We start from the raw sequence: 12,572 nt of genomic DNA on the forward strand, positions 1-12,572 counted from the left end.
TCGCCGAAACAACTGGGAGAATGAAAATGAAAAGACTGACTTTATTGGCCTCTGCAAGTGCGGTTGCAATATCGGGTGCTGCAGCGCATGCAGCCGACAGCGAAGATCCGATCGTAATCCCGATCCACAATTGGTCCAGCCAAATTGTGATGTCGAATGTCGTTGGTCAGATGTTCGAAGAAATGGACCTGAACGTTGAGTACGTCACTACCGACAGTCAGGCTGTGTACGAGTCGGTCCGCCTGGGCGACGTCGCGTTAGAGCTTGAAGTCTGGGAAGGTGCATTCGGCGCTTCTTTCCGCGAGGCGCTTTCCAAAGGAGGGCTGCATGACGCCGGTGACCATGACGCCGTAACGCGCGAAGACTGGTGGTATCCAATGTGGACCAAGGACGCTTGCCCCGGATTGCCGGATTGGGAAGCTTTGAACGACTGCGCTGCAGTGTTTGCGACTGCTGAGACAGGCGACAAAGGACGTTACCTAGATGGCCCGGTCGATTGGTTGAAACACGGGCAGGAGCGGGTCGAGGCGCTGGGTATGGACTTTGTCGTTGTGAACGCGGGTTCTGCTGCGGCACTCTGGGCCGAAATCGGTGCTGCAGAGGCTGAAAAGAAACCCGTTGTTGTGTTCAATTGGACACCAAACTTTGCCGAGGCTGTCTGGCCAGGTGAATTCGTTGAGTTTCCTGCTTGGGAAGACGGCTGTGACACCGATCCTGCAGTAGGCCCAAACCCGGACGCCCTCTATGACTGCGGTAATCCGGCCACCGGCTATCTTAAAAAGGCGGCTTGGGATGGTATGAAAGACAAGTGGCCAACAGCGTATTGCGTGCTGACAAAGATATCTTTCACCAACCCTCAGATCGCTGAAATGGCGAAGTTGGTGGATACTGATGAGTTGGAACCTGATGAGGCCGCGGTCGAATGGCTTGTAGCAAACCGTGACGTTGTTGATCCGTGGGTTCAGGAATGTTCGGGCTGATATTTAGCTGATTTGACAAACACACCTGTCCCGCGAGACCATGGGGGGCAGGTGACCGGACGACAGGGGAATGGCATGGCACCGGTAATCTCGGCCAGAAATGTTTGGAAGCTTTTTGGGGCTCAACCAGAAAAGTACCTGCGATCAATGCCGGAGAGTCATGGTTTCGACGATATTAGAGCCGACGGATATATTGCTGGGGTCAAAGATGTTTCTGTAGATGTCGGTCAAGGTGAAATGCTTGTTATCATGGGGCTTTCCGGGTCCGGGAAGTCAACTCTGGTTCGTTGTTTCTCCAGGTTGCACGACATTACTGGCGGCACCATCGAGGTCGAAGGTCAGGACATTATGTCATTGGCGGAAAAAGACCTGATTGAATTGCGCCGGTCCAAAATGGGAATGGTGTTTCAGTCCTTTGGCCTGTTGCCGCATCGAACGGTTCTGGAAAATGTTGCGTTTCCATTGGAGATGCGTGGGCAAGACAAACACACGCGGCGCGAACGTGCCTTGGAAGTCGTGCGCTTGGTCGGCCTTGAAGGGCGCGAAGATTATTTCCCGCGCGAACTGTCGGGTGGGCAGCAACAGCGTGTTGGTATTGCTAGATCTCTGGCAATTGAGCCGGACATCTGGTTTTTGGATGAACCTTTCTCGGCACTCGATCCTCTGATCCGCCGAGAAATGCAGGACGAGTTTCTGCGTTTGCAGGAGATGCTGGGTAAGACGATCGTTTTCATTACCCACGATTTCGACGAAGCGCTTCGGTTGGCGGACCGGATCGCAATTATGAAAGACGGCGCGATCGAACAATGTGATACGCCAGACGCGATCGTTATGAACCCCGCAACCGAATATGTCCGGAAATTCACTGAGGATATCGACAAAGCGCGTGTTGTTCATGCCCGCGGCTTGTCGCGACCGATAAATGGTCATGCACTGGAAGGCGAACCGGTTGATTCGAAGGCCACAATTCAGGATCTGGCGCGACAATTGGTTAACGAAACCCGCGAAGAGATTCCGGTGGCGGACAATTCTGGAAAAGTTGTTGGCGTAATGCAGCGCTCAGAAGCACTCGATCTTTTGTTGGGGGCTGGTTGATGGCCGTCACGCACGCCTCCGAAGTCGGCGCAAGCGCCTACGATGGTGGCCGTCGAGATCCGGTTTTGTTGGCATTGATTGGTACTGCACTGGTTTTTATCATGGCGCATGCATTCGGCGTGCTGCCACCTTGGTTACAGCGGATTTCAGAGGCGATGATCCCGCCAACTGCAGAGGCACTGGACGCTGTTTTCGCCTTTGTTCAGAATGATTTGGGCCTTATCTATGTGACCAGATTCATCGCGGAGGGACCACTTGAGTTCCTTTTGGATGCAACTGCAAACCTGCTTTATGGAAAACGCCGCTGGCCCATGCTGGGGCCGATCCCATGGACGGCAATTGCAGCTGCGGCGGCGGTACTTGGCTACTACCTCGGCGGCTGGAGGCTTGCCGCTTTGGCGGGGGGGACGTTTGTGTGGACTGCGCTCATCGGCCAATGGGACATTGCAATGCAGACCATGTCTGTATTGGTCGTCGCGGCTCCGATCGCATTTTTGCTTGGGCTTTTGTTGGGTATTGCTGCTTGGAAGTACGGTTGGGTGGATACCGCGATCAAGCCGATCCTGAGCGTGCTTCAGACACTTCCGTTTTTTACCTATCTGTTGCCAGCGGTGATCTTCTTTAAAGTTGGTCCAACGGCAGGGGCGGTTGCCACCATCATCTATGCTATCCCACCTATGATATTGATGACCACGTTGGGCCTGAAAAAAGTCAGTTCAGAAGTTGTCGAGGCGGGAAAGATGTCAGGCTGCACTCGATGGCAGATGTTGACGCGTGTTTATTTGCCTGCAGCACGCACCGAGATATTGGTCGGTGTGAACCAAGTGATCATGCTGTGTCTCGCAATGGTTGTACTGACGGCGTTTATTGGAATGCCAGGCCTCGGAGCAAAGTTGCTGGCCATGATGGGCAGCTTCAAACTCGGCCGTTCTTTTGAGATCGGTGTGACCATCGTTTTGTTCGCAATAATGCTCGATCGATTGTCAAAGGCGTGGGTTGTCAAACAACCGGAGCACTTTGAGAAAGGTACCCCTTGGTGGAAGCAACATGCTTACTTCTTGGTCGGTCTAGCCGTCTTTTCCGTGTTCTGTATTATCGCGCAATTCGTTGATGTCTTTGCCGAAATCGGCCGACGTCAATCATTCTCTAAAGGAAAAGAGATTGACGCTTTAATTAAGGGTTTTTTGGCAATAGATGCCGTGAATGCCGTGACTGAATGGTTGCGCTGGTTCTTAAATGTCAAAGTTCTGATACCATTCCGAAACTCGCTGCTTTGGATTCCAACACCCGCGTTCATTTTGCTGATTACTGCGCTGGCGTATTGGCTTGGTGGCAAGCGGCCCGCTATTTATGGGTTCGTTTTCTTTACACTTGTCGCGCTTTCGGGCTGGTGGGACCGTTCCGTTATCACGCTCTATACGGTGATCTCTGCCGTCATAATTTCAATGTTGATCGGTATCCCCCTGGGTATATTTGCTGCGCGGTCCGCAAAGTGGTCAAACCGTATCTTGCTGGCTTGTGATACTGCGCAGACATTCCCCAGTTTCATATACCTTATCCCAGCTATTATGCTGTTCGGCGTTAATGACGTTGCGGTTGTGTTTGCGATAGTAATCTTCACTACTGTTCCGCTAACGCGATACACGATTGAAGGGTTGCGCACAGTTCCGCCAGAAATAACCGAAGCGGCTGATATGTCCGGCGCGACACGTCGGCAGAAGCTATGGACGGTTCAGTTGCCAATGGCCCTGCCGACTATGGCAGTAGGATTTAATCAGGCAATAATGTTCGCCTTCTTCATGGTGATCATTGCCGCCTTCATTGGGACCCAGGACCTAGGTCAGGAATTGCAGCGGACGCTGGCTGGCACTGAGCTTGGTAAGAACATCGTACTGGGGATGAACGTTGCGTTTATGGCACTGACATTTGATCTGGCTGTCATGGCGTGGGCCGAGAGGCGCAAAAAAGTACTTGGGCTCGGGTGATGATATGAACAAGCCAGAGTTTATCGAGCATCCTTGGGAAAGACGTGGGATTGTCTCACCGGGTCTCCCGATATTGCCACATGGTGTTGAGCGACATCCTGTTCCAGGAGGCGGATCACGAGCGGTTCCGGTCTTTCGCGGCGACGAGATTAGCATCGTCGACAAAGAAGGTCTCCAGCAAGGAGAACTGGTGTTTTTTGCACCCGACCGAACTTCGGATGCGGCGATGCTTGGGGCCATCGGCAAGGGACGGCCCACCTCAACGATTGAAACGCTGGCAAATGGTTCACGCTCCGGTGCAAATGTGCTCAAAGCGCTGGCAGCATCAGGGTTCAACATTGAAACTGGGGATGCGGTAAGTGTTTTTTCCGAAGGATCAAAGCCCGGGGATACGACAAGCTTTACCGCGGAATGCGATGGTTTATTGATCTGCGCAGCTCCGGGCAAGCCGATGAGCCCAGAGGCCCAGAACGCAACGACCGAACTTGTCTTGTACATCCGCCGAGCCGACCCAAAACAGGCCAAAGAAACGGTCGGACCACCCGATCCGCTGGCCGATCCCTTGCAGGACCTTAACATCCAACCAGGGCACGCGTCGGCCTATGAAGTCAAAAAAGGTGAGTACATCCAAATTTTGGACGTGAAGGGCAGGGAATGTTCTGACTTTCAGGCCTTTTCGTTGCGGGCGCTCGACAACGGCCTTGAGCGCGAGATAGACCCGACCACAACCCGTAGCTTAATGGGAAGCCTCTACCCCAACCCGGGAATTTTCTCGAAATACTGGTCCGTTGATCAGGAGCCGCTGGTTGAGATCGTACAGGACACCTGCGGACGTCACGACACGTTTGGTCTCGCTTGTACCGCTCGCTACTATGAGGATCTCGGCTACCCAGGGCATATCAATTGCTCGGACAACATGAACGCGGATCTGGCCAGATTCAACATTCGGCCGCGCGGAGGCTGGCCAGCGATCAATTTCTTCTTCAACACGATGCTCGACGATACAAACGCGATAGGGATGGACGATCCCTGGTCGCGGCCCGGCGATTTTGTGTTGCTCAGAGCATTGTCTGATCTGGTTTGCGTAAGCACCGCGTGCCCATGCGATGTCGATCCGGCAAATGGATGGAACCCGACGGATATCCAGGTCCGCACATACAGAGCCACCGAGGATTTCAAGAGATCCGTTGGCTATAGAAAATCTGCGGAGGCGGATGTGGAAGAGACAAAGAAAACCGCGTTCCATGAGTGCTTTGCACGCCACACCGAAGACTTCGTAGAATATAATGGTTACTGGCTTGCAAACACGATCCCCAAGCTTGGAAGCATTGCAGAGTATTGGGCAGTGCGTGAAAAAGCAGCTGTCATGGATCTGTCGCCACTGCGGAAATACGAAGTGACGGGGCCAGACGCAGAAGAGCTGATGCAGGCCTGCGTTACGCGGAACGTCAAGAAAATTAGTGTCGGGCAGGTCAGTTACACCGCTATGTGCTACGAGCACGGCGGGATGATTGACGATGGAACGATCTATCGTTTGGGGGACAACAATTTCCGTTGGATAGGGGGCAACGACACAAGTGGGTTGTGGCTCAAGGAACAGGCCGCCAAGCGGGGTCTGAACGCCTGGGTGCGGCCATCAACAGATCAGCTTCACAACATTGCTGTGCAGGGGCGCCATTCCCGGGACATTCTTACGAAAGTCTTTTGGACGCCGCCAACCCAACCATCCGTAGAGGAACTGCCCTGGTTCCGCATGACAATCGCACGCATTGGCGACTACTCCGGAACTGCGGTTGTGATTTCCAGAACCGGTTATTCAGGTGAGTTGGGCTACGAAATTTTCTGCCATCCAAAGGATGCGGTCGAGGTGTTCGACGCTGTCTGGGAAGCCGGTCGGGAATATGATCTCGCGCCGTTGGGCCTGGCTGCGCTGGACATGATGCGGATCGAAGCAGGACTCATTTTCGCAGGAAGCGAATTTGACGACACGACTGACCCGTTTGAAGCCGGTATCGGCTTTACAGTGCCACTGAAGTCAAAGGAAGATGACTTTATTGGTCGCGCTGCATTGGAAGAGCGCAAAGCGCATCCGCACCGAAAACTTGTCGGATTTGAGATCGAAGGAGGGACGGTGCCCTCGCCCGGCGATTGCGTTCGGATTGGCAAGGCGCAAGTCGGCGAAATCACCTCTGCCGTTAAGTCGCCGGTACTTGGAAAGGTGATCGCACTTGGCCGAGTTGCAACTGCACATTCCGAGATCGGAACCGAAATCCAAATCGGCCAGCTTGACGGCCAGCAAAAGCGATTGAAGGCTCGTGTTGTAACGTTCCCTCATTTCGACCCCGAAAAAGAGCGGGTGAAAGGTAACTACGGTTGAACCTGTTCACACAGGATGCTGTTCCGGGGCGTCCTTATTGGTGGGATGGTGTGGCGTGGCCCTCTCCTGAAGGCAGGCTACCAAAGAAAACGGATGTTCTTGTAATTGGTGCCGGATACACTGGATTGTCTGCGGCCATTGCGGCGCATGATGCAGGCGCCCGGGTTTTGGTCATAGACAGCGGTCAGCCAGGACAGGGTGCTTCGACCCGAAACGGAGGTATGCTAGGAGCCCACCCGCGTGTCGGCTGGGACACGTTGGCAAAACGCTATGGCCCGCTGGTCGCTGACGCTCTGTTCTCGGAGGCTTCAGATGCGCTGAGGTGGGTCAAAGACCTGTTAAATAAAGAGCAAATTAGTTGTGACTACGAAGAATGCGGGCGCATTCAATTGGCCTACACTTCGGGCCAGTTCGCGGCGCAACAAAGGTTGGCCAAGCAGGTTTCGGAAAAAGGCGGTGGGCCGTGTATGATTCTGAGCCGCGATGAGTTGCCGAGCAATATAGTGACGCCGCTCTATAAGGGAGCGATCCTGTTCCCAACACACGGCGCGTTGCATCCTGCGAAGTATCTGCTCGGTTTGTTGAGTGCTGCATCCCGCCGGGGCGTTCCTGTCCTTTCGAATTGCCCGGCGGTAGATATTCAAAAGGCAGGAGCAACTTGGCGTGTTTCAACACCGCAAGGGAGCATCTCCGTCGACAACATTATCCTCGCAACCAATGGCTATACAGGTTGGCAGTTCAAATGGTTCAACCGTCGTGTCTTTCCAGTGCCGAGTTTTATCATAGCAACAGAAGCGTTGGCGCCTGAGATAATACAGGCGCTAGCACCCGGTCGCCGCATGATGGTAGAAACAAGAAGACACCACTGCTACTTCCGGGTGTCATCTGATGGATCCCGTTTTTTGTTTGGTGGTCGCGCAGCATTGGTGGATATCGACCTTTCTACGGCGGCGCGCCGTCTGCACAGGAAAATGATTGAGATATGGCCTAAACTACGGGGAGTTCGATTATCCCATGTCTGGACCGGCAACACGGGTTTTTCCTTTGGCCAGTTACCACATGTCGGCGAGCGAAACGGTATTCATTATGCTATGGGATACTCCGGCGGCGGAACTGTTTTGGCCCCATGGCTGGGTCGCAAGGCAGCCCTACGCGCCGTGGGCGCGCTAGACGGTGAAACAGCATTTTCGCAAACGAGTCTTTCTTCGCGTTGGTTCCATCGTGGTGGTCCGCCTCATTTCTTGCGTCCAGTTGATCTGTGGTACCGTCACTGGGTAGATCGAAGTGAGGACAGAAACGCATACCGCTAATTCGCCCAGGTGGGTAAGACGGACATCCGTAGCGGGCTGGTGTTGCCGCTGTCAGGCAAAAAAACCGGTTCTTCCGCAAGTTCAATAGTTTCCCAGTGACGCAACCAGACGTTCAGCGCCGCCATCATGTCTGTTCTTGCGACCAAGTGTCCAAGACAGTGGTGCGCGCCCCCTCCAAAACCAAAATGCGACTTTCGACGGACGCGAACATCGAATTGGCCATTGTGACCAGTTCTCGGGTCAGTCGCAGAAGCATGTACTAAAATGTGAACGGTTTCACCCGAACGAATTGAGACATCACCAATAGTGACATCCTCCAAGGCTTCGCGGGTCGCCCAAGTCGTTGTAGGGCGCATCCTGATTATCTCGTCGATTGCGTCTGAAACCGCTTTCGGATTGTTCCGTAGCCAGGCCCACTGCTCTGGATACAGCGAGAACAGATGCGCTGCGAATGCCAATTGGGCGCGGGTAGTATCCACACCGCCAAAGATGGAAATTACGGTCAGATCAACTAATGCCTGACGATCTTCGTATTCTTCTGACATCAGGCGAGCTACAAAACTGTCGCGCGGGGGTGCATCGATTAATCTGATTGCCAGTTCCGTTAACCGATCTACCGATGCGTTAACCTCAGTTTGGTAGCGGACTGCTTCAGGGCCCATCGCAAGCCCAAGACACGTTGCATCTGCCGCAAGTCGTTCAGACATTTGAATCGGTAGTCCCAGAAGCGCCGTAATAGCCTGTCCCGCGAACGGCTCGGTGAAGCGATCAATTATTTCAAAAGGACCTGATCCCCGTAGGGATTCACATAGTGTTTCAGCGATTTTGGTGAATGTGGGCTCCAGTGCGAGGATATGTTCCTTTGCAAGAGCATTCTGGGCGATTTTCCGTAACGCGGCGTGGTCTTCACCCTCCAGCGAGATGATACTGCGTTTCCAGAACTCTGCAAAACTGCCTTCAAGCCCAACCGTTTCTGGCCAAGCGTAGCTGCCTTGACGGAACCTACGGTCTCGCAAAATCATACCGGCTTCGCGGTGCCGAAGAACTGCATAGCCGAACGGCGTTTCAGCGCACCAGGATGCTTCACGCGCGGTATGTACTTCCGGAGATCTTGTGGAAAACCCCGGCTTCTTGACGTCAAGAAAGGGAAGAGTTCGATCCATTGATTCCCAATCAGAAAGGGCCGCACACTTCGTGCGGCCCTCCGTTTAGCAAGGTTGCGTTTATTCCTTTAGTCTTTTGTAAGCATCGTGTTCGTGCTTTTGCCCGCTCCACAAGGCAAACAAGCAAATTAGAACCGCAAGTACGAACCAGAGCATCGGTGTGGAACCTCCAGCACCCATAAAGATCGGACCGCTCATTTCATCCACGTTTGCTAGGCTAAATCCCATTACTTCGTCTCCCTATTGTAAACATTACTCGGCAGGGTTGGCCGAAGGTGTAATACCTTCGGGGTACGCCTGCATTGGCACTTTCGTTAGGTCGAGGCCCGCTATCTCGGCTTCCTCAGTGACGCGCAGCATTCCCATTTTGTTGAGTACCCAACTGATGACGTACCCGGGCACGAAACCCACGAGGAAAAAGACCACGGCGCCGACTATTTGGCCAAGCAGCGAAACGGTCGCGACGTCGTCTCCTTGAATTGCAGGCAGTCCTGCACCCCAGATGCCAAACATGATGAGACCGAACAGGCCAATGGTGCCGTGAACGGTCACCGCTCCGACAGCGTCGTCGATGCCCCGGTTCTCAAGCCATGTATAGCAAGGCTTAAGCAGAGCACCGCCAGCAAAGCCCATCACAAACGCCAGTGATGGGTCATATACGTCTAAGCCTGAGGCGGTTGCGATGATGCCTGCGAGGGCGCCTGACATCATGAAGAACGGGTCCCTAGCGATTGCCCATGCACCAATGATTCCGCCTGACATGCCCATCAAAATGTTGAAAGCCAGCGAGCTCAGTGTCATCGGCGTGCCATAGATGGTAGTGGCTTTATCAGCATACCAACTCCAGGCCTCGCCTGGAACGATTACGCAGGCCATCAAGAATCCCCAGAAGCCAACGATGATCAGCATCAGGCCTGTAACTGTGAACGGCATGTTGTGACCGCCGATATGGTTGGCCGTTCCATCCTTATTGAATTTGCCAATTCTCGGACCGAGGTTGATGAGCACACCAAGAGCAAAGAAACCTGCCACTGCGTGAACCAACCCTGCCGCGCCAAAGTCGTGTACACCCCATTGGGTGACCAACCAACCGTCTGCGTGCCAGCCCCAAGCCGCAGCGACAACCCACGCGAAAGAGCCCAGAACGACTGCTAGGATTACAAATCCCACAACTTGGATCCGTTCGATAACCGCGCCCGAGAAAATCGATGCTGTGGTTGCCGCGAACAAAGCGAATGCGCCCCAGAACACACCGGTTGACTGATCGTCTAGGTTGGGGCCAGCACTATCGGACCATGGCCAAGCGAACGACGCGTATGTGGCGCCTGAGATCCCCATGGCACCTTCGGAGAAAGTGATCCCGGTTGGGAAGCCCCAGTAGACCCACCACCCGAAGAAGTAGAAGGTGGGCATCATGAACGCAAAGGCGAGAATGTTTTTTATTCCCGAAGCAAGCACGTTCTTTTGGCGCGATGCGCCCATCTCATATGCCAAAAACCCTGCATGGATGATGACCATTAATGGTATCGTGAGGTAATAGTAGGTTTCTGCAAACATCGTGTTCGTTACAGAAGTCGATGCTTCCAGTTCCGCGACCTTGGCCGCCAGTTCTGCTAGTTGCTCTTCCATGTTCCCAACCTTGCTTGGTTCCCGACCGTGCTTGTTCACCGCAGACAAGTTTCAAGAGTCTGCGACAAAATGCTACACTAAACCAATTCGAAACCAGAAGTAAAAAAATTGATCCAAAACTAAACCAAATAACAGCGGGCAGAATGACGCTTGGGAACAGGTGACTGTAAATTCTATGTCTATTGTGAATCCTTGTGGCGTTGTGAATTCAAGTCTTGCTAACCCGATTGGGTTCATCTCCAAGCTACAACGTTCCCGAATTTTGTGATTTTTCAATCCGCGCTAGCAGTCAATTTTTCGGCACAAATTGGACATACCCGATGCCGTTCCTTCAGGCTAAATTGACTTCATGTTTTGAGTGCAACGTTGTCATTTGGAAGAACTCAGATAAAACGATTGCGCGAACTAAAACTGTGTCTTTGGGTCGGCGATGGAAGAAATACTTCTTAGAATCAGCACGTTAGAAAGAAAGCGGCTGGAAGGTGAACGGATATTTCAGAGCATCCGAAAGTCTTTGGCTCTTGAAAAGCTAGACATCTCAGTTGTGCGTGCCTCACCGAAGCCCGGAGAAATTAACGAAAAAATTCACTACACAACGGAGATTGGGGCTCCCACGATACCTGATGTAGAGGAGCAGGTCGCTGAATTATTGGTTCAATTAACTGCAATGGTTTCTGATTGCATTGACATCCTGCTGGATTCTCGAGGGATTTCCAGCGCGAAAGGAGACAGCGAGTTTCGAGAATTGAAACCAAGAAGTCTTGAGCTTTTGATGGCGCTCATAAACGACAGCACATGTGAGGAAAACAAAAAACTATCGGCAAATTCGGCATACCAGAAAGTGAAGGAAAGCGAGATTGCGCTGGAACAAAACCGGCCACCTGCCCTAAGAATTTTGCCCATTGTCTTGGCGATTGAGGAAGTTGAGGTCCTAGTCTACGAAAACGCGCGGCTTTTGAGAAAGAGAGTCTCTGTGGTTGTGGAAAACGGGATTCTTAAATTCGGAAGTCTGGAGGTATCCAGCGTGGAGAATGTTGGTGGGGGGGCTTTGTGTCGGTTTTCACTTGAAATAGGTTCAAAAAGACTGCCGGGAGACTTTCTTACGCTCATTGAAGGCGCTTTTGAGCTTGTTGATATCTCAACAGTTGCAGCCCGATATGAACTAGGATTCGAACTCGATGGTACACGTTACCGCTTTGGAGTCGTAGACGTTCATTAGGTTTTGTCAGAAGAACTTTGCTTGAGGCGGGCAGGGGTGTTGCGTAGCTTTTGCCTATGACCAAACCTGCCTCCTTCAAGTACTTCAAAACTAGCCCCGAGATCATCCGCCTTGCAGTGATGCTGTACATCCGTTTCCCGCTCTCGCTTCGGAATGTCGAAGACTTGTTGCACGAGCGAGGCATCGACGTGAGTCACGAAACTGTACGGTATTGGTGGAACAGGTTTGGCCCGATGTTTGCTGCTGAAATCCGAAGAAAGCGTGTTCAGCAATTGAGAGCATACTGCAAATGGACGTGGCATGTGGACGAGGTTTTCATGAAGGTGAATGGCAAGCGCAATTATCTTTGGCGGGCCGTTGATCACGAAGGCGAGTTACTGGAAGCCGTTGTCACCAAACGCCGAAACAGAGCTGCAGCACTGAAATTCCTCAAGAAATTAATGAAGCGACACGGTAAGGCGGAAGCCGTCGTCACGGATCGCTTCGCATCGTAGCGGGCCGCTCTCAGAGAGCTTGGCGCTATCGAAAAACAAAGGACGGGTAGGGGGCTCAACAACCGCGTCGAGAATTCGCACCTCCCGTTTCGACGACGCGAGCGCGCGATGCAGCGTTTCAGGCGCATGCGAAGTTTGCAGAAATTCGCCTCCGTCCACTCTTCCGTCTACAACCACTTCAATCAGGAAAGATCGCTAGCCAGCCGAGACACCTTCAAGTTAACACGCGGCGCCGCTCTTAGTGCGTGGCGTCAGCTTTGTTCTGGATAGGTTCGTGGTTTCTGCGGCAAACTAAGGCTGGTTCGAATTCGTCTTGCAGC

8 protein-coding genes and 1 pseudogene are annotated in these 12,572 nt (G+C 52.9%); 7 read left to right on the forward strand and 2 right to left on the reverse strand.

Annotation, left to right across the window (positions count from 1 at the left end; all coding sequences use genetic code 11):
- Positions 1-26 precede the first annotated feature (26 nt).
- The 5 genes from ACR0IP_RS20120 to ACR0IP_RS20140 all read left to right on the forward strand — a co-directional run bounded on the left by ACR0IP_RS20120 (position 27) and on the right by ACR0IP_RS20140 (position 7,747).
- Positions 27-980 (forward strand): ABC transporter substrate-binding protein, encoded by a 954-nt coding sequence (locus ACR0IP_RS20120; RefSeq protein WP_170642930.1) that lies wholly within the window; start codon positions 27-29, stop codon positions 978-980.
- A gap of 75 nt (positions 981-1,055) precedes the next feature.
- Positions 1,056-2,075 carry a betaine/proline/choline family ABC transporter ATP-binding protein gene (locus tag ACR0IP_RS20125; RefSeq protein ID WP_170642929.1) on the forward strand — a complete coding sequence of 340 codons (1,020 nt, stop codon included), beginning with the start codon at positions 1,056-1,058 and terminating at the stop codon, positions 2,073-2,075.
- On the forward strand, positions 2,075-4,060 hold the full coding sequence (locus ACR0IP_RS20130; RefSeq protein WP_480527518.1) for an ABC transporter permease: 1,986 nt from the start codon (positions 2,075-2,077) through the stop codon (positions 4,058-4,060). Before ACR0IP_RS20125 ends, ACR0IP_RS20130 begins: the two co-directional genes overlap by 1 nt.
- A gap of 4 nt (positions 4,061-4,064) precedes the next feature.
- On the forward strand, positions 4,065-6,437 hold the full coding sequence (locus ACR0IP_RS20135; protein ID WP_480527520.1) for a trimethylamine N-oxide demethylase: 2,373 nt from the start codon (positions 4,065-4,067) through the stop codon (positions 6,435-6,437).
- A complete protein-coding gene (locus tag ACR0IP_RS20140; RefSeq protein WP_480527522.1) occupies positions 6,434-7,747 on the forward strand; it encodes an NAD(P)/FAD-dependent oxidoreductase in 1,314 nt (437 codons plus the stop codon). Before ACR0IP_RS20135 ends, ACR0IP_RS20140 begins: the two co-directional genes overlap by 4 nt.
- On the opposite strand, the gene ACR0IP_RS20145 is transcribed toward ACR0IP_RS20140, so the two are convergent.
- Both ACR0IP_RS20145 and ACR0IP_RS20150 read right to left on the reverse strand, forming a co-directional pair.
- Positions 7,744-8,910 carry a cytochrome P450 gene (locus tag ACR0IP_RS20145; RefSeq protein WP_480527525.1) on the reverse strand — a complete coding sequence of 389 codons (1,167 nt, stop codon included), beginning with the start codon at positions 8,908-8,910 and terminating at the stop codon, positions 7,744-7,746. The genes ACR0IP_RS20140 and ACR0IP_RS20145 overlap by 4 nt on opposite strands.
- A 252-nt stretch (positions 8,911-9,162) precedes the next feature.
- Positions 9,163-10,539: an ammonium transporter family protein gene (locus ACR0IP_RS20150; RefSeq protein WP_170375263.1), complete on the reverse strand. Its 1,377-nt coding sequence runs from the start codon at positions 10,537-10,539 to the stop codon at positions 9,163-9,165.
- A 430-nt stretch (positions 10,540-10,969) separates the two neighbouring features.
- Here ACR0IP_RS20150 and ACR0IP_RS20155 point away from each other — a divergent pair, with 430 nt between their 5' ends.
- Both ACR0IP_RS20155 and ACR0IP_RS20160 read left to right on the forward strand, forming a co-directional pair.
- Entirely contained in the window at positions 10,970-11,758 is a 789-nt protein-coding gene (locus tag ACR0IP_RS20155) for a hypothetical protein (protein WP_480527527.1), read from the forward strand.
- Between the two features lie 56 nt (positions 11,759-11,814).
- Positions 11,815-12,522, forward strand: a pseudogene (locus tag ACR0IP_RS20160) (IS6 family transposase).
- Positions 12,523-12,572: the final 50 nt, after the last annotated feature.

The organism is Ruegeria sp. AL11 (assembly GCF_056540865.1).